Source organism: Psychrobacillus sp. PGGUH221 (assembly GCF_042055255.1).
Lineage (GTDB): Bacteria > Bacillota > Bacilli > Bacillales_A > Planococcaceae > Psychrobacillus.
The window spans coordinates 258,465-277,129 of the sequence record NZ_JAQMHQ010000008.1 but is presented as its reverse complement, the minus strand read 5'-3'; the positions used below and the strand labels follow the sequence as shown (position 1 = coordinate 277,129).

Annotated in this window: 18 protein-coding genes; 4 read left to right on the top strand and 14 right to left on the bottom strand. The window is 36.5% G+C overall.

The window, feature by feature from the left end:
- Positions 1-378 precede the first annotated feature (378 nt).
- On the bottom strand, positions 379-1,242 hold the full coding sequence (locus tag PGC35_RS15200; RefSeq protein ID WP_053592041.1) for a nucleotidyltransferase-like protein: 864 nt from the start codon (positions 1,240-1,242) through the stop codon (positions 379-381).
- Positions 1,243-1,457: 215 nt separating this feature from the next.
- On the opposite strand from PGC35_RS15200, the gene PGC35_RS15195 reads away from it, so the two are divergent.
- Complete coding sequence (locus tag PGC35_RS15195; RefSeq protein WP_053592040.1) at positions 1,458-1,802, top strand: YgzB family protein; 345 nt, start codon at positions 1,458-1,460, stop codon at positions 1,800-1,802.
- A 47-nt stretch (positions 1,803-1,849) separates the two neighbouring features.
- Here PGC35_RS15195 and perR read toward each other — a convergent pair whose 3' ends face one another.
- The 3 genes from perR to bcp form a co-directional block, all read right to left on the bottom strand.
- On the bottom strand, positions 1,850-2,293 hold the full coding sequence (gene perR, locus PGC35_RS15190; RefSeq protein ID WP_056833291.1) for a peroxide-responsive transcriptional repressor PerR: 444 nt from the start codon (positions 2,291-2,293) through the stop codon (positions 1,850-1,852).
- Positions 2,294-2,406: 113 nt separating this feature from the next.
- On the bottom strand, positions 2,407-3,351 hold the full coding sequence (locus PGC35_RS15185) for a D-2-hydroxyacid dehydrogenase (RefSeq protein WP_375219772.1): 945 nt from the start codon (positions 3,349-3,351) through the stop codon (positions 2,407-2,409).
- A 2-nt stretch (positions 3,352-3,353) separates the two neighbouring features.
- Positions 3,354-3,836, bottom strand: coding sequence for a thioredoxin-dependent thiol peroxidase (gene bcp / locus PGC35_RS15180; RefSeq protein ID WP_375219771.1), 483 nt, complete (start codon positions 3,834-3,836; stop codon positions 3,354-3,356).
- A 192-nt stretch (positions 3,837-4,028) separates the two neighbouring features.
- Here bcp and PGC35_RS15175 point away from each other — a divergent pair, with 192 nt between their 5' ends.
- Together PGC35_RS15175 and PGC35_RS15170 are read left to right on the top strand one after the other, a co-directional pair.
- Entirely contained in the window at positions 4,029-5,318 is a 1,290-nt protein-coding gene (locus PGC35_RS15175; RefSeq protein ID WP_375219770.1) for a glutamate-1-semialdehyde 2,1-aminomutase, read from the top strand.
- Between the two features lie 40 nt (positions 5,319-5,358).
- The gene (locus tag PGC35_RS15170) at positions 5,359-6,441 is read left to right on the top strand and encodes an FUSC family protein (protein ID WP_053592035.1); all 1,083 of its coding nucleotides are present in this window, start codon (positions 5,359-5,361) and stop codon (positions 6,439-6,441) included.
- A gap of 668 nt (positions 6,442-7,109) precedes the next feature.
- On the opposite strand, the gene PGC35_RS15165 is transcribed toward PGC35_RS15170, so the two are convergent.
- From PGC35_RS15165 to mutY, 10 genes are all read right to left on the bottom strand, one after another.
- On the bottom strand, positions 7,110-8,003 hold the full coding sequence (locus PGC35_RS15165) for an ABC transporter permease (RefSeq protein ID WP_375219779.1): 894 nt from the start codon (positions 8,001-8,003) through the stop codon (positions 7,110-7,112).
- A 22-nt stretch (positions 8,004-8,025) separates the two neighbouring features.
- Complete coding sequence (locus tag PGC35_RS15160; RefSeq protein ID WP_053592033.1) at positions 8,026-9,030, bottom strand: ABC transporter permease; 1,005 nt, start codon at positions 9,028-9,030, stop codon at positions 8,026-8,028.
- Positions 9,031-9,154: 124 nt separating this feature from the next.
- Positions 9,155-10,798, bottom strand: a complete 1,644-nt coding sequence (locus PGC35_RS15155) for an ABC transporter substrate-binding protein (protein WP_053592032.1) — start codon at positions 10,796-10,798, stop codon at positions 9,155-9,157.
- Positions 10,799-10,823: 25 nt separating this feature from the next.
- Positions 10,824-11,807, bottom strand: a complete 984-nt coding sequence (locus PGC35_RS15150) for an ABC transporter ATP-binding protein (RefSeq protein ID WP_053592031.1) — start codon at positions 11,805-11,807, stop codon at positions 10,824-10,826.
- Entirely contained in the window at positions 11,782-12,801 is a 1,020-nt protein-coding gene (locus tag PGC35_RS15145; protein ID WP_375219769.1) for an ABC transporter ATP-binding protein, read from the bottom strand. Before PGC35_RS15145 ends, PGC35_RS15150 begins: the two co-directional genes overlap by 26 nt.
- Before the next feature lie 235 nt (positions 12,802-13,036).
- On the bottom strand, positions 13,037-14,788 hold the full coding sequence (locus tag PGC35_RS15140; RefSeq protein WP_375219768.1) for an ABC transporter ATP-binding protein: 1,752 nt from the start codon (positions 14,786-14,788) through the stop codon (positions 13,037-13,039).
- A 57-nt stretch (positions 14,789-14,845) separates the two neighbouring features.
- Complete coding sequence (gene ntdP / locus PGC35_RS15135) at positions 14,846-15,385, bottom strand: nucleoside tri-diphosphate phosphatase (protein WP_053592028.1); 540 nt, start codon at positions 15,383-15,385, stop codon at positions 14,846-14,848.
- A 135-nt stretch (positions 15,386-15,520) separates the two neighbouring features.
- Positions 15,521-15,676: a gamma-type small acid-soluble spore protein gene (locus PGC35_RS15130; protein WP_375219767.1), complete on the bottom strand. Its 156-nt coding sequence runs from the start codon at positions 15,674-15,676 to the stop codon at positions 15,521-15,523.
- A gap of 61 nt (positions 15,677-15,737) precedes the next feature.
- Entirely contained in the window at positions 15,738-16,484 is a 747-nt protein-coding gene (gene fabL / locus PGC35_RS15125) for an enoyl-[acyl-carrier-protein] reductase FabL (RefSeq protein ID WP_053592027.1), read from the bottom strand.
- Positions 16,481-17,548: an A/G-specific adenine glycosylase gene (mutY, locus tag PGC35_RS15120; RefSeq protein WP_375219766.1), complete on the bottom strand. Its 1,068-nt coding sequence runs from the start codon at positions 17,546-17,548 to the stop codon at positions 16,481-16,483. Before mutY ends, fabL begins: the two co-directional genes overlap by 4 nt.
- Positions 17,549-17,671: 123 nt before the next feature.
- On the opposite strand from mutY, the gene PGC35_RS15115 reads away from it, so the two are divergent.
- Positions 17,672-18,664 (top strand): metal-dependent hydrolase, encoded by a 993-nt coding sequence (locus PGC35_RS15115; RefSeq protein ID WP_056833274.1) that lies wholly within the window; start codon positions 17,672-17,674, stop codon positions 18,662-18,664.
- The last annotated feature ends 1 nt before the right edge of the window (position 18,665 follow it).

The window sequence follows — 18,665 nt, the reverse complement described above, 5'->3', positions numbered from 1 at the left end:
ACGCCGCCAGCGTTCGTCCTGAGCCAGGATCAAACTCTCCATAATAGAGAACTTAAAAAGCTCATTTTGTTTTGCTGGCATCATCATTAAATGATGTCAAAATTGTTTGCTATCCGACTAACCGAAGTTAGTCTATCAAGCTATATGTCTTAACGTTTTGCATGTTCAGTTTTCAATGTTCATTTTGTTATGTCGTTTTTTGCGACTTCTCTAATTTATCACCACTCGAGCGAAGAGTCAAGAAGTTTTTCAAAAAACTTTTTCGTCAATATTTTTTGTTTCGTTTTTGACGACGCTTATTATAATACAACTATCTCGATAGTTTTGTCAACAAAAAAACGAACAAATCTTTGTCCGTTTTTTTCAATCATTTAAAAATCAATTAACTTTATAGTATCTATGCATGATTTCATTGCTTTTGGTAGATTGTTTTTCAATAGATATAAAACCTTTTTCTACTAAAAATTCTATAAAGACTTCTAAATCCACAGAGTAATTTTTTAATTCCTCTTGCTCATGAATCTCTTGGATTGTCCAATAATCTTTTGAAGCTAACACCTCTAATATATGTTGTGCACCCTCTTTTATTCTAGAATGAATTAAAAATTCACTTGCTAAAAATAAGAGTTCTAATCTCTTTTCTATCGACTCTTCACTTGAAACAAGCTCATCGTATAATTTATAGATGGATGGATCTAACTGTTTCACTTGTTTCCAAACCATCACTTCTGGATGCATTCCATGTTCAAACACAGCCAAACGAGCTAAATGATGTAAGGACTCTACTATATGATTATAAGCATCTAAATAATTCAACTGCTCAAAAAACTGTTTACCCTCTAAGTATCTTTTACTTAATTTAGCGAATTCTATACCCATTCTTACTTTTCTTCCGTTTATCGGAAACTCTTGTAACTCTTTTTTCAATTCTTCTATATATTCATTTCTATCGAAGATTACTCTGCCATTAAGTAGCCAATCTACTAATTTAGGATTGGTTCCTAACAGTAACCATTTTTTTAACTGTCTCTCAGTGATTACATGCATAGCAGCTTTTTTATCATTAAACGTATAATGCTTTGTAAAAATAGGATGTTCTGCCTCTTTAGTCAATATAAATAAAATAGAGTCAAATGTATCTGTTATCGGACTAACCTCTTCACGCTTTTCTACAAATATAATACCTAGTGTATTAGGATCACTTGCTCTTTCTTGATAAATAGGTCTCAAAAGTGCTTCCAAAATTGTGCCTCCTTTATTTCATTATATAGTTTTTCGACAACTATTTTATATCTCCTTCTATATAGTTCATTCAAAACATTATTTTAACATTAACGTCAAGGAGTCTAACATAGTAATGAGTTATCATGGGATTTTAAGATAAGTAACTTGAAGTAAAAGGGAAGTAGTTCATAACAAAATATGATATAGTGGATTTAGAAATTAGGAGGATGAAAATGAAACCTTATAAAAACAAAATAAACCGAATACGTTCCTTTGCTTTGGGACTAATTTTCTTCGGATTCATCATTATGTATGGAGCAATATTCTTTCGAGAAAATGCTATTTTAGTAACTATTTTTATGACTCTCGGATTAATTTCTATTATAGCAAGCACAGCTGTTTATGGGTGGATTGGTTTACTATCTACTAAAGCTGTACAAGTTGTTTGTCCGAATTGCGGAAAACATACAAAGGTGTTAGGGAGAGTCGATATGTGTATGTATTGTAAAGAACCATTGACACTGGACCCATCACTCGAGGGTCAAGAATTCGATCAATCTTTAAATAGAAAGAGATAACTATAGATAAAACAAAAAACCGAGCGAAATGTTTTCGCTCGGTTTTCTTATTGTACATTCGTTGCCTGCTCTTTACACGTTGGGCATGTTCCATATATCTCCATGCGGTGTGAACTAACTTCAAATCCAGTTAAATGGGAAGCTAAATGCTCTACTTCATCTAATCCAGGGTAATGAAAGTCTACAATTTTCCCACATGAATTACAAATCATATGATAATGATCATTTGTTATGAAATCAAATCTACTAGATGAGTCTCCATAAGTAAGTTCTTTAACTAACCCAGCTTCTCTAAATACACGTAAGTTGTTATACACTGTTGCAACACTCATGCTAGGGAATTTACTTTCAAGTGCTTTATATATATCGTCCGCAGTTGGATGGGACATTGATTGGATAATAAATTCCAATATCGCATGGCGTTGAGGTGTAATACGTACACCAGTAGATTTTAATGTATCTAAAGCATCTCTTAAATGTACTTCCGTCATCGCAATGCACCTCTCTTCATATTTATTCTTAGTTTGTAATTGTTACAATAAGTATAAGGAAAAAGAGCATCGAATGTCAAACTTTACAGTATTAAAGGGAATATGTACTACTATTAGTATCCTCTTTCCAAATCAATAACGTTTTTTAATGAAGTATCACCATTAAGCCACTTCATTAAATTATCAGAAAAAATATCGAGTGCACGGACGACATATTGAGAAGAATGACTGGAAACATGGGGAGAAACGACTACATTCTCCATTTTCCAAAAAGGATGATCTTCTTTTAGCGGTTCATTTTCAAAAACATCTAACACTGTGTATGCAATGCAGTTATTTTGTAATGCCTGTAAAAGCACTTCCTCTTTTACTACATCTCCTCTTCCGAAATTCATAAAGATAGCTGTACGTTTCATACAATGAAAATGCTCAGAGGTTAATAAATTCCTTGTTTCTACAGTACTTGGTAGTATAGATATAACAATATCTGCTTTAGGCAGTGCTTTTTTTAGGTCAGAAAAAGAAACCATCTCATTCATAAAATCGGCTGGTTCTCCGCTACGGTTGCACCCTATTGTATGGACGCCGAAAGCCTGGAGGATTCTTCCCACCTCACCTCCGATTGCACCCGGACCTAAAATCAATGCAGTTGAATCAAATATCTCTGATGAAGACACTCTCTTTGACCATAAACTATCCCTTTGGTTTTGAGCAATAATCGGAAGTGATTTTTTTATGGATAATATATGCGCGACAATTGACTCTGCCATCGGTATTTTATGAATGCCTCTAACATTCGTCACAAGTATATTACGACTTGCTATTTCCTTCAAAGGCATCTTTTCTAAACCTGCCGAAGCTACCATAATCCATTTTAATCTATCTGCCAGTTCTATATGAGATACATTTAAATCTTCACCATACGTTACAAATATATCAGCATTCCGCAAGGTTTCTTCATCAAAAGGTTTTTGAAAATAAAATTTTTCATGTGGGAATCTTTGTATTAAGTTTGCTTGTTGCTCTGGTTTAGGTAGAAAAGAAAATAATATGTTCATTTTTATTCTCCACTTGTCACAATTTGTTTCAATGTATCCAACGCTTCCTCTACATGACCATCTACCTTTACTTTACGCCATTCTTTTATAACAGTTCCCGTTGGATCAATTAGAAATGTAGATCTTTCAATTCCCATAAATTCTTTACCAAACATCTTTTTTAATCTCCACACTCCATATGCTTCCGACACTTCATGAGAATCGTCAACTAACAAAGAGAATGGTAAACCATGTTTCTCAATAAATTTCGTATGATCTTTTTCATTATCTGCACTTACACCAAGAATAACCGCATTTAAATCAGCAAAGGCTTCATGTGTATCTCTAAAATCACAAGCTTCTGTAGTACAGCCTGGAGTAGAGTCTTTCGGATAGAAATACAAAACAACGTACTTCTTACCCGCAAAATTGTCTAATGATATTATTTCTCCTGCTTCATTTTTTAATGAAAATTTTGGTGCTATCATACCTTCTAGTGTTTGCATATCGATTCCTCCCCTTGGTATGCCTTTATAGTATCGAAGTTTTCCAGTAAGTTCAATTTTCTTTAGCCTTTTTCATAAAAATTTACTACAATTAAAATGGACAGCTTTGCCGAGGTGACTGGACAGTGGCTCGTTCATAACGTTATACTTTCATTTCAGTAAAGCAAGACAAATCAAGCGGAGGTTTTACAATTGGAACGAATTAAATCTGAACAAATACATAGTGAAGCACTTGAACATATCGTAGGTGGCGTAAACAGCCCATCTAGATCATATAAAGCCGTTGGTGGTGGAGCACCAACTGTCATGGATAGAGCAGAAGGCGCTTATTTTTATGACGTAGACGGTAATAAATATATCGATTATTTAGCAGCTTATGGACCTATCATTACTGGACACGCGCATCCACATATTACTGAAGCAATTACAAAAGCAGCACAAACAGGACTGCTTTATGGTACTCCAACAAAACATGAAGTGACATTTGCAAAGATGTTAAAAGAAGCAATACCTTCTATGGATAAAGTACGCTTTGTAAACTCAGGTACAGAAGCAGTAATGACTACCATACGTGTAGCACGTGCATATACAGGAAGAACGAAAGTGATGAAATTTGCTGGTTGCTATCATGGTCACTCAGATTTAGTTTTAGTGGCAGCAGGTTCGGGGCCAGCTACACTTGGTACACCAGATTCCGCAGGAGTTCCTAAAACTATTGCTGAAGAAGTGATTACTATTCCATTTAATGATCCAAAAGCTTATGAAGAAGCTATGCAAAAATGGGGTGAAGAATTAGCTTGTATTTTAGTTGAACCGATTGTTGGAAACTTTGGTATGGTAGAGCCAAACGAAGGATTCTTACCACTTGTGCACAAGATTGCAAAAGACAAAGGTACACTTGTCATCTATGATGAAGTAATCACAGCTTTCCGTTTCCATTATGGAGCTGCTTCTACTATGTTAGATCAGACTCCGGATTTAACTGCACTTGGTAAAATAATCGGTGGTGGCCTTCCAATTGGAGCATACGGTGGGAAAAAAGAAATCATGGAACAAGTAGCTCCACTCGGACCTGCTTACCAAGCGGGAACAATGGCAGGTAATCCTGCGTCTATGCAAGCAGGGATTGCTTGTTTAGAAGTTTTACAACAACCTGGTATATATGAAGAATTAGATAGACTGGGTGGAATATTAGAAGAAGGTATTCTAGAAGCCGCAGAAAGAAATAATATAATAATCACCATTAATCGAATAAAAGGTGCACTTTCTGTTTATTTTACCGATGTAAAAGTAGAAAACTATGACCAAGCAGAAGCGACAGATGGTGAAATGTTCGCCAAATTCTTCAAACTTATGCTCAATGAAGGTATTAATCTTGCACCTTCTAAATATGAAGCGTGGTTTATTACAACTGCACACACAGAAGAAGATATTAATAATACAATTGCTGCAGTTAACAAGGCTTTCGCACAATTAAAGTAAAAGTTACATGAAACCTGCAAAAATGAAAGGAAAGGATTAAATGAAATTAGGAGCTCGCGTATTCAAAACTGGAGTAGCGATTGTTTTTTCATTATTCATCGCAGATTTACTCCAGCTTCCTAGCCCTGTTTTTGCGGGAATAGCTGCGATATTTGCAGTTCAACCTTCAATATATAGATCCTATTTGACTGTTATTGAACAAATACAATCGAATTTAATCGGAGCTGCAATAGCAGTTATTTTCGCATTAGTATTTGGAAATCACTTTATTGCAGTCGGTTTTGCGGCAATATTTGCCATTATGATTATGCTGAAGTTTAAACTTGAAAAAACAATCTCTTTAGCTCTCGTAACCGTTATTGCGATAATGGAAGTTCAAAGTGATGACTTTTTAACGTTTGCTTTAATACGATTTTTAACAATTCTTGTCGGAGTCGTATCTGCATTTGTTGTGAATTTAATATTTATACCTCCTAAATTCGAAACGAAATTGTTTAATGCCATTCACTATACGCAAGATGAGATTATACGATGGATACGAATTGCTGTAAGACATGCGTCCGATCATAGCTCTACAAAACAAGCAATTAATCAAATACAAGATCGATTAACTCGTATAGATCAGATTTATTCATTTTTTAAAGAAGAACGTGGCTATTCTAAAAAAGCAACATATACAAAAGGAAGAAAATTAGTTATCTATAGAGAACTAATCTCCGTTTCCTATAAAAGCTTGGATGTCTTAAAAAGACTTCATCTCCATGAGAACGAGTTATTAGAACTTCCCGAACATTTTCGAATGATGATCAAGGAACGTTTAGATTCTCTCCTAACTTATCACGAACAGCTTCATTTGAAGTTTATAGGGAAGTTAAAACCAGAGCATATAGAATGGAACGGTTCACAAGCGTTCATTCAAAGACAAGAAGTTATGGATATTTTTGTCCAACAAATTGCTGTTACTAAAATTGAAGAGGAATTTTCAACTTATCACTTACTTCATATACTATCCAATATTTTAAAATATGAAGAGCAATTAGAACACATCGATACACTAATTACTTCGTATCAAAACTATCACAGCTCTGAACTTACAGTACAAATAGAAGAAACACCATATTAAGTTTTTCTCAAAAGCACACATACCTGCATTGACAAAGTTTCCTTGCAACAGTGGAAAAAGCAGGCGCGTAGCGAGTGCACTGAAAAGTCTATAGAAATTGTCTTTACTAAATAATGTCGTCCGAATAAGAAAATCGTTGAAACGGCTCCCTTTCCGCGGGCGTTGCCTTAGCCTCCTCGCTGCGCTGCGGGGTCTTCGGCTAACGCTATTCCCGCAGGAGTGTCGCCTTTTTCAACGATTTTCTTTAAATACTAATCGAAAAAATGTAAGTGATAAAAACTTGCTTTTTTATAGCATAGGGTTTCCTAAATGAAAAGCGGATAATAGTTGATTGGAGTGGAAGGCGGCGACTCCAGCCGGAATAGCAAATGTTTGCTGCACCGAAAGCGAAGCGTCAGGTGCATGAGCTGAAGACCCTGGACTGAGCGAGCGAGGGAAGCGGCTGAAGCCATGCCGGCGGAACGCGTCCGCCTGGAACGGAAATTAACGAGTCCGAAATAAAAATCGAGTATGTGAACAACTTGTCGTTCACATACTGTTATAGAAATCTTAGTGAGGACTTTTTCAGTGCCCTAGCTTCGGAAAAACGGATCTACCCTATTTAAACATAAATTTAAGTTTGTCTACAGTTTGAAACGTGTCACCTATTTATCTAGGTGACACGTTTTTTAGTTTTTCATTCGAGGATCCAAAGCATCTCGGAGTCCATCTCCCATTAAATTAAAACCAAGTACTGTTAGCATAATCGCAAGGCCTGGGAAAATCATTGTCCATGGTGCATTACGTAAAAACATTCGAGCATCCGCTAACATTTTTCCCCATTCTGGTGCAGGTGCCTGCGCTCCAAGACCAAGAAAACCTAAAGCTGCTGCTTCAATAATCGCCGATGCAATGGCTAATGTACCTGCAACAATTACAGGAGCCAGCGAGTTCGGAAGAATATGAGAAAATAATATTCTTATGTCTTTCATCCCTATCGCTTTGGCAGATGTTATGTATTCCTCCTCTTTAATACTTAAAACTTTTGAGCGAATGAGTCGACCAAAGTTAGGAATATTAATAATTGCGATGGCAATCAATGCATTACGTAGTGAAGGACCTAATACAGAAACAACTGCAATAGCCAATAATATACTTGGAAATGCTAGCATTACATCAAAAACTCGGGATATAATCATATCCACCCATTTTCCATAATAACCTGCAATAATCCCTAGAATACTACCTATCACTACGGAACCAATAACAGAGAAAAAGCCTACTCCAAGTGAAATTCTTGCTCCGTGTATAATACGTGAAAAAATATCTCTACCAAAATCATCTGTCCCAAACCAAAACTCACTGGATGGTGGAAGCAAACGATGATCTTTTATGGACTGTTCATTAATCCCTTGGGGTGCTAACCACGGACCAAATACAGCTAAAAACACGAAGAAAAGAACTATCACTGCTCCAACTAGCGCTACTTTGTTTTTACTAAAGCTTCGCCAAGCATCACGCCAAGGGCCAGTCGACGTTTCTTTTACAGTACCTACTGCTTCATTTATCGTGTTCGGAACCATTTCGGACATCCTCATTCCTCCTTTAGTCGTATTTAATCCTTGGATCAATTAAACCGTATAAAATATCAACAAATAGATTAATCATGACAAAAATAAACGCAACAATTAATATTCCAGATTGTATGACAGGATAGTCACGGAACTGAATTGCATCATAAATATAACGTCCAATACCAGGCCACCCAAAAATAGTTTCTGTTAATATCGCTCCACCAAGTAACAGACCCATTTGCAAGCCGATAACTGTTAGTACTGGAATGATGGCATTCTTCAACGAATGCTTATAAACAACCCAAAACATTTTTTGCCCTTTTGCTCGAGCAGTTCGAACATAATCAGCTCTCATTACTTCTAACATACTAGAACGAGTCATTCGTGCAATAATGGCCATTGGAATAGTTGCAAGTGCGATACCCGGCAATACTAGATGTTTTAACACAACACCCAGCTGATCAAAACGACCATTCAATATCGTATCTAATACATATAAGTTCGTGACAGATGAAACTGGATTCCTTACATCTTCTCTACCTGTCGTAGGGAGCCATTGAAATTCTATTCCAAATATCCATTGTTCCATCAAACCTAACCAAAAGATTGGCATAGATACACCTATTAACGCTAAGATCATTGCAAAGTAATCAAACCAAGAGTTTTGGAACCAAGCAGAGATAATTCCAGCATTTACTCCAATAATGACCGCAATAATAATGGCAAACAGAGCCAATTCAAATGTTGCCGCTAAGTATGGCCAAATCTCTTTTGCAACTGGTTGAACTGTTCGCATCGATTCTCCTAGATCTCCTTTTAGGAGACCAAATAAGTAATCAAAGTATTGCGTATACCATGGATTATTTAATCCGAGTTTTATTTCTAATGCTTCTATCGCTTCTTTTGATGCTAATTGCCCTAATATAACCTGAGCAGGATTCCCAGGGATAGCCCGTATAATCATAAAGACAACAAATGTCATACCAAGCAAAACAGGGATTAATTGTAATAATCTTTTTCCGATATAGTGAAGCATTGTCTTCACCTCTCCTTATAAATAAAAGCACTGGAATCTAGATAGTTTCTAAGTAGTAAGGCTATTCTCTCGAAATTAATATAGAAAAGGGAGAAATCACGAAGACCTCTCCCCTTCAAGCTTATTACTTAAAGTCGACTTTCGTTAATTTATCAGATCCAGTAGGATGTGGTAAGAAGTCTACCAATTCTGCTTTCCCTGCTAGTAATGGAGTTGAGTGTGCAAGTGGTACCCAAGGAGCATCTGCAAATATGATTTCTTGAGCTTGCTTATACAATTCATTACGTTTATCTTCGTCAACTTCTGTTTGTGCTTCAATTAGGATGTTGTGTAGATCGTCGTTGCTATAATAAGTGTAGTTATTACTTCCAATATTATCTTTGTCCAGTAATACATAAAGGAAATTATCTGCATCTCCGTTATCACCAGTCCAACCTAACATGAATGCATCTGCTTCTCCGTTACGAGCTTTTTCTAAATAAGTCGCCCACTCAAAGGAAACGATTTTCGCTTTAACACCGATATCCTCTAAGTTCTTTTGAATAGCCTCAGCCACCTTAGTTCCATCTGGCATATATGGTCTTGGTACAGGCATTGCCCATAATTCCATTTCAAAGCCATCCGCAAATCCTGCTTCTGCTAAAAGTTCTTTTGCTTTTGCTGGATCGTACTCATAACCAGGAATGTCATCATTGTATCCACTAATAGAAGATGGCATTGGGTTTTTCGCAACTTCCGCACGACCCTCGAAGAAAGCATCTACGATAGCTTGTTTGTCAATTGCATGGTTAATCGCTTGTCGAACTTTTACATTATCAAATGGAGGACGTGTAGATGTAAGACCTAAATATCCTACGTTCATAGATGGACGTTCAAATAGTTGTAGAGTTGAATCACCTTCAACTGTTGCACCATCTGCTGGATTTACTCCATCCGCTAAATCAATTTCACCTGTAAGAAGCGCATTTAAACGAGCCGAGTTATCTGGAATAGAGCGGAAAACAACTTTATCAAGCTTTGGAAGTCCTTCAGCCCAATAATCCTCAAATTTTTCAACAGTTATTGAATCATTACGTTTCCATTCAACAAATTTAAATGGACCTGTACCTACTGGATTGTCTCCAAAAGCATCTCCTGCAGATTCCAATGCAGTCGGACTAGCAATTCCGAAAGGACTCATTGCAATATTTTTTAAGAACGGTGCTTGTGCACGTTTTAATTTAAAGATAACTGTGTAATCACCTTCTGCAGTTACAGATTCAATTACATGACTTTCATCTCCTACAAAACCACCAAACATAGAAGCATAGTATGGGAATTTGTCTTCCGAACCATTTGCCCAACGTTCAAAGTTTTTTACTACAGCTTCTGCATTAAAGTCTGTTCCGTCGTGGAACTTAACCCCTTCACGTAGAGTAAATGTATAAGTAAGTCCGTCTTCTGAAGGCTCCCATTTTGTAGCTAATCCTTCATTAATCGTTGTATCTTGTTCCCCAAAGTTCAAAAGTGTTTCAAACACGTTTTGTGTTACTTTGAAGGATTCCCCATCTGTTACTGCGGCTGGATCCAATGAAACGGAATCTCCACCACGTCCAAAAATAAGTACTTTGTTGCCAGTAGATGCTGATTCCCCTTCAGTAGCACCTTCATTCTCTTTGTCTGTTTTGCTAGTGCCTTCTGATGAATCACCTGAAGAACATGCTGCAAGAACTACTGTTAGAGCTACTAACATTAGCAACAAAAATGACCATATTTTCTTCTTTCCCATATTAACCCCTCCGTAAAATATATTATCAATGTTGGACTGCCTCTTTATATAAATGGCAGGCAACAAAATGACCTGTTTTTACTTCTTCTAATTTCGGTACAACGGTTGTACAAACATCCATCTTATAAGGACATCTTGTGTGAAACGTACAACCTGTCGGTGGATTTGAAGGACTTGGAATATCTCCTTCTAATATAATTTGTTCCCTTTTAAACTCTGGGTCTGGAACAGGAACTGCAGAAAGCAGCGCCTTTGTATATGGATGTAGTGGTTCTGCGTAAAGAGATTCACTTGTCGCAAGCTCAGCCATTTTACCTAAATACATAACACCAACGCGATCACTTATATGCCGCACCACCCCTAAATCATGTGCGATAAAGATGTACGTTAGCTTTAGTTCTTTCTGTAAATCTTGCATGAGATTAAGTACTTGCGCTTGAATAGAAACATCAAGAGCGGACACCGGCTCATCTGCAATAATTAACTTTGGATTTGTCATTAATGCTCTAGCAATCCCAATCCTTTGGCGTTGCCCTCCACTAAATTGGTGTGGATACCTTTTTGCATGGTAACTACTTAGTCCAACGATTTCTAAAAAATCATAAACTTTCTTCTTACGGCTTTTAGCATCGCCAATGTTGTGAACAATGAGAGGCTCCATTAAAATCTTCTCAACTGTATGACGCGGATTTAATGATGCATATGGGTCTTGAAAAACCATTTGAATTTCTCTACGTGCTTTTCTCATTTCTGAACTAGAAATATTCGTAAGTTCTTTTCCATCAAAAGTTACTTTACCTTCAGTCGGCTCTAGTAATCTCATAAGCATTCGACCAGTAGTAGACTTACCACAACCAGACTCCCCTACAATACCAAGTGTTTCACCCTCATTTACATAAAAAGATACATCGTCCACTGCTTTTACGTAACCCGATTGTCTTCCTAATAATCCCGAATGAGTAGGAAAGTACTTTTTCAATCCTTCAACTTGTAGCAGCGGTTTTGTCATGTACTCCAACCTCCTTTTCATCGTATAAGAAACATCTTGTTTTATGACCTTCGGAGGTTTCATATAAAGGAGGACTCTCTACCGTACATCGACCGAACACTGATTCACAACGTGCAGCAAACCGGCATCCTTCTTTAATCGTCCCAGGTTTTGGCACATTTCCTGGAATTGAATAAAGTCGTTGTTTTTTGAAACGCATATCGGGAACTGAAGCTATTAAACCTTTCGTATATGGATGTTGTGGATTATTGAAAATAGTCTCAACCGATCCCTCTTCTACTACCTTTCCAGCATACATAACAACAACTCGCTCACAAGTTTCTGCTACAACTCCTAAATCATGTGTAATTAATATAACTGCCGTATTTAATCGCTCATTCAAGTCTCTCATCAACTTTAATATTTGCGCTTGTATCGTTACATCTAATGCTGTAGTTGGTTCATCGGCAATTAGTACCTTTGGATCACATACTAATGCCATAGCAATCATAACCCGCTGTCTCATACCACCTGAGAGTTGGTGAGGATAATCTCGCATCAATTCTTCTGCCCTCGGTAATCCTACCAACTTCAACATTTCAATCGCTCTAGCTTTCGCCTCCTTTTTGCTCCAGTCCTTTTTATGTAATGTTATTGCTTCTATTAGCTGATTTCCTATTGTGAATAAAGGGTTCAATGATGTCATAGGCTCCTGAAAAATCATCGCAACATCATTTCCACGAACATTTCGCATTTCCTTCTCCGTAAATTTAGTTAAATCTTTTCCTCTAAATAGAATTTGTCCGTTTGTTATTTTCCCTGGAGGACTAGGCACCAAGCCCATGATTGAAAGAGAAGTTACACTTTTACCGCAACCTGATTCGCCTACGATTCCTAATATCTCTCCTTCTCTGACATGAAAATCTACGTAATCAACGGATGGTATAACACCATCATCAGTGAAAAAGGAAGTTTGAAGATCTTTCACTTCTAAAATTACTTGACGATTTTGCATGTTGTGCTCCCCCTTTCTAAATAATCTTATTTTTCTATCTTATCTTACTATATTAAATATTCTACACAATTTAAAAGAGTATGCAATACCTTTATTAAAGTTGATATATCTATACTCATATATAACTTCCAATTTAATCTGTATTTTCATACAATTATATAAATAACCATTCGACTATCTTTTATAGTAAAAAACACCCTATAAGTTAATGTTCACTTATAGGGTGTTTCCTTATTTAATTTACTGTATCTAAATGTTGTATTTGAAAAAGGTTATAATATACACCTTTATGATTCATTAAGTTATGATGATTTCCATTTTCAACTACTTCACCATTTTCAATTACAAATATATTATCAGCATGAGTGATAGTAGAAAGTCTATGAGCAACGATAATAGTAGTACGATCTTTCGCAAGTCGTTCTAATGAGTCTTGGATTAAAGCCTCACTCTCTAAATCTAATGCAGAAGTCGCCTCATCTAGAACTAAAATTGCAGGATTTTTTAAAAACACTCGTGCAATTGCTACCCGCTGTTTTTGTCCGCCGGAAAGTTTTACTCCACGTTCTCCAACTTTTGTTTCATAGCCTTCTGGTAACTCCATGATGAAATCATGTGCATTAGCAGCCTTAGCCGCTTCAATAACCTCTTCATCTGTAGCATTTGGATTACCCATTAATATATTTGATTTTACCGAGTCACTAAACAAAATATTATCCTGCAATACGATTCCGATATGCTTCCTTAAGGATTCAATTGTTACATTCCGAACATCTTGTCCATCAATTTGGACACTGCCACTTGTCACATCATAAAACCTAGGGATAAGACTTATAATAGTAGATTTCCCTCCACCACTCATTCCGACAAATGCTACTGTTTCACCAGCGTTGACGTGAAAATCTACATGATTTAAGATGGTAGTTCCATCTTTATCATATTGAAATGACACATTAGAGAATGTAACATTGCCAAGAGAGCGATCTATTGTGGTCGCTCCTTTTTTATCAACAATATCGTATTGTTCATCCATCAATTCAAAGACTCGATCCATAGATGCAAATGATTGAGTTAACGTTGTAGATGAATTAACTAATCGTCGTAATGGGCTGTACAAACGTTCAATATATGCAATAAAAGCAGCCATCGTTCCCACAGATAATCTTCCGTTGATTGCTTCATATCCTGCATATGCTATCACTAGTAATGGTGCAATATCGGTTATTGTATTCACAACAGCGAATGCCTTCGCATTCCATATCGTTTGGTCGACCGCTTTATCTAAAAACTCTCCATTTGCTTCGTTAAATAGTTTTTGTTCATGCTTCTCCAAAGTAAACGTTTTAATAATACTCATACCTTGTACACGTTCATGTAAATAGCTTTGGACTCCTGCTAATGCCTGCGACCGTTTTCGTGTGAGATCGCGTAGTTTGCCAAAAAAGTATTTCACACTAAATGCGTAAAATGGAAATGCTAATAAAGTAACAATAGTCAACTTTACATTCATTGTGAGCATTATTCCGATTGCAATAAGAATAGTAGCTAAATCTAACCAGACATTCATCAAACCAATCATGACAAAGTTTTTTGTTTGTTCTACATCATTTATAACTCTGGAAATAACTTCTCCAGCTCGAGTATTCGAGTAATACTTTAAACTTAGTTTCTGCAGATGAATATAGAGTTTTTGACGTATATCATATAGTATTTTATTACTCACTAGTTGAGCCAAATATTGTCGATAATACTCGATTGGTGGACGAACTATTAAAAATACTAATGCAGTCCCTCCTAACCAATAAACCAACTGTTGCATCTTTTCTTCCGAAGTCATGTCCCCACCTATAATATCATCAATCACAATTTTAATAAGTATTGGTATAAATAAAGGTATAGCAAATTTGATAATACCAATGACAATCGTTAATAATATTTGAAGGTTATATGGTTTCACAAATTGCATATACCGCTTCATCGAACTCATAGAATTACTCCCTTTCAAAATTGGAAAAACCTGTTGTATCTCTCAACAGGTTTCCGTCTACTCATTTAACTGTTTATAAAAATGATAACGACTTGTCCACGCTTCGATGAAATCAGGAGCAAATGGACCTCTTCTTTGCTTTATCCAAGAAATTAGTTTCTCTATATTCCGATCAAGAATCCCATCTATCTCTTTTGGATAATTCATTTCTTTTTTATGCTGCTCGTATTCATCTTCATCTAGAATCGTATAGGTCATGTCTGGAAAGACCTTTACATCTAAATCATAATCAATGTATTTTAACCGTTGATTATTATAGACAAATGGCGAACTCATATTGATGTAATAATATACACCATCTTCTCGAAGCATACAAATAATGTTGAACCAATGTTCTGCATGAAAGTAACAAATTGATGGCTCTCTTGTAATCCAGGTTCTTCCGTCCGCCTCAATTACAAGAGTTCGCTCATTTGCTCCTATTACAATATTTTTGGTGCCCTTTAAAACCATCGTTTCCTGCCAGACACGGTGGATGCGGCCATTATGCTTGTAGCTGTGAATTTGAATAATTTCTCCTTCAGTTGGAATCGCCATGATTTAGCCACCTTCTTTTCATCAAGCGCAATATAGAATTTTAACTTATTTACTTATTATAGCAATCCATACAAAAAAACTGTAGTAAAAAAATCAGCGAAGGCAAAATGCCTTCGCTGATCTTGGTGAATCCACTTATTTACTTGAGTTAAAAGAACGATTTGCTTTTGGAGCGCTAGCTTGTTGTTTCTTCATCTCCGCTTGACGGTTTTGTTCTTTTACGTTTTGAATATCAGTTTCTGCCGCAAACTCTTGACTCTTGTTTGATTGGTTACTGTTATTCTTTTTCATGGATTTCACCCCCGTACACATATATCATGTGCTCTTTAGGTGTTAATATTCATATGATTATTTACATTTTTATCGATCTTCCGCCGTCCACAATTATCGTTTGTCCTCTAATCATCATGGAGTCATCAGATAATAAAAACATCGCCGTTTTCACCATATCCTCGATTTCCACCATTCTCCCAGCAGGAGTATTTATTCGAGCATCTTCTAATAACTCTTCGCGATTTGGAAAATGTTTCAGTGCATCTGTATCTAATGCTCCACCAGAAACCGTATTTACAGAAATTCCTTTTGGGGCTAATTCAACAGCTAAATATCTTGTAAGGGATTCGATTGCTGCTTTTGAAACGCCAACTGTCGTGTAATTTTCGAGATAACGAATCGAACCAAGTGAACTGATCCCAAGTATTTTCCCACCGTTATCCATTAATTTTGCCGCTTCTTGTGCCCCAAAAAGCATTCCTTTCGCATTAATATTCATTGTCCAATCCCAATGAGACTCTTCCAATTCCATAATTGGTCGTAATACGCCAGAAGCTGCATTGCTAACAAAGATATCTAAACGACCAAACTCTTCTTTTACAGTTTGAAACATTGCTCGTAGTTTTTCGATATCTCCCACATTCGCACGAACAAGAAGTGCTTTTCTTCCTAATGCTTCAATCTCTTGTACTGTTTCAAGTGCTGCCGATTTACTTCTTGCATAGTTAACAACAATATCATATCCATTTTTAGCAAGTTCAATAGCTAGTGCTTTTCCTAAACCTCTACTGCTTCCCGTTACTAGTGCAACTTTTCTTGTTGTCATTGTTCAAAATCCCTTTCTTTCCATGCGTTCCATACTTTCAAAACTGGAACTGGCATTGGTTGATTTTCTACTTCTTCCTTAGTGAACCATTTGCAGTTATCTGGTAGTCCTTTATCTTTTGTTAGCTGCGCTGCATAACTCTCCATTTCCCACGTTAAATGTGAAAAGATATGCTTAAAGGTAAGTATTTCTTTCCCTTTTATAATACTAATTCGATAATCATGCTCGATTACCTCTTCTACTGTATGATTAGTAGTAGGTAGCTCTACCATTGGGAATTGCCACATGTTCGCTAACAATCCTTTACTTGGACGCTTTTCCAAAAGGACTTTCCCATCTTTTTCAATGACAACTGCTTTCATTTTATGTATTTTAGATTTTTTGTTAATTGTTTTAACTGGAAGTTCTTCTTGCATTCCTTCAAAAAATGCTGAGCAATATTCTCTTACAGGACAAAGTAAGCATTTTGGTTTAGTTGGTGTACATATCACTGCTCCTAACTCCATCAATCCTTGATTGAATGCAGAAGGATTCTCCCTATCGATTAACTCCATGACAGCCTCTTCAAAAACTTTTTTAGTTTTTGGTTTGGCAATATCTTCTTTTATCAATAAAAGACGGGAAAGCACTCTCATAACATTTCCATCTACTGCATGCTCAGGTACGCCATACGCGATACTTAATACTGCTCCTGCTGTATATGGGCCAACACCTTTTAACTTAGATATTTCTTTTCTAGTGGAGGGAACGTTACGATCATAATACTCCACCACCTCTTTTACTCCAGCCTGTAAGTTACGGGCTCTGGAATAATACCCCAAACCTTCCCATTCCTTTAATAATTCTTCTTCATCTGCGTTCGCTAATGACTCCAGTGAAGGATATTTTGCAATAAATCTTTCATAATAAGGAATAACGGTATCCACTTTTGTTTGCTGTAGCATAACTTCTGAAACCCATATTTTATAGGGGTCTTTTGTTTTACGCCAAGGTAAGTCCCGTTTTTCTACCTCAAACCAAGAAACTAATGCATTTCGTACTTGTTTTTTGTATAATTCGTTCAATGTAAATTCCTTCCTTGCGATTATTGTCATTTATAATCGGGTATATGTTAGTGTGAGCTTTGTTATTTATTCGATTTTATTTTATGATTAATTCAACTTGTTGTCCAAAAAGGAGATGATTAAGTGGATACAGGTACACATATTGTAATGGGTATAGCTCTTGGAGGCTTAGCACTTGCCGACCCCGTAGTTGCTAGTAGTTCCCTTACTACTACTGCTGTAATAGCTGGAACTATTATAGGTTCCCAAGCACCAGATATTGATACAGTGTTAAAATTACGCAATAATGCGGTATATATAAGACATCACCGTGGGATTACTCATTCCATACCAGCAGTCATTTTATGGCCATTACTAATTTCATCCGTACTTTGGTTGATTATACAAGAAGCAAATTTCTTGCACCTTTGGCTGTGGACATTTTTAGCTGTTTTTCTACATGTGTTTGTAGACATTTTTAATTCCTATGGTACACAGGCAATCCGGCCTTTTTCAAGGAAATGGGTAGCACTGGGTGTTATAAATACTTTTGATCCGATAATTTTTGGCTTACATGTACTAGGCTTGCTACTATGGATGTTTGGTGCTAATCCAGTTCCAACCTTTCTTATTATGTACGCAGTAATCGTTTGTTATTATATTTTACGATTTGCAGTACAAGCAGCGGTTAAAAATGCAGTCAAACATACCATTCCGGATGCCGATCAAATAATAACCGCTCCAACCATGCGCTTCTTCCAGTGGCGTGTAGCTGCTCTCTCCAAAACACACCATTATGTTGGACGAGCATATGGACGCTCCATTACCATTTACGATAAATTCGAACGAGTTCCCATACCTGACTCCCAATTGGTAAAGGCAGCCTTAAAAGATAAAAACTTAAGCGCTTTTCTTTCTTTTTCACCAATCTATCGTTGGGAAATCACGAAGTTTGATCAATTACACGAAGTACGCCTGATTGATTTGAGGTATCGTAGTAATGACTATTATCCATTTGTGGCAGTAGCACATTTGAATGAAGATCTTGAAATCGTCAATTCTTATACGGGTTGGATATTTAGTGAAGATAAACTTCGAAAAAAATTAGACTTTATGCCAATTGATGAAATAAAATAGA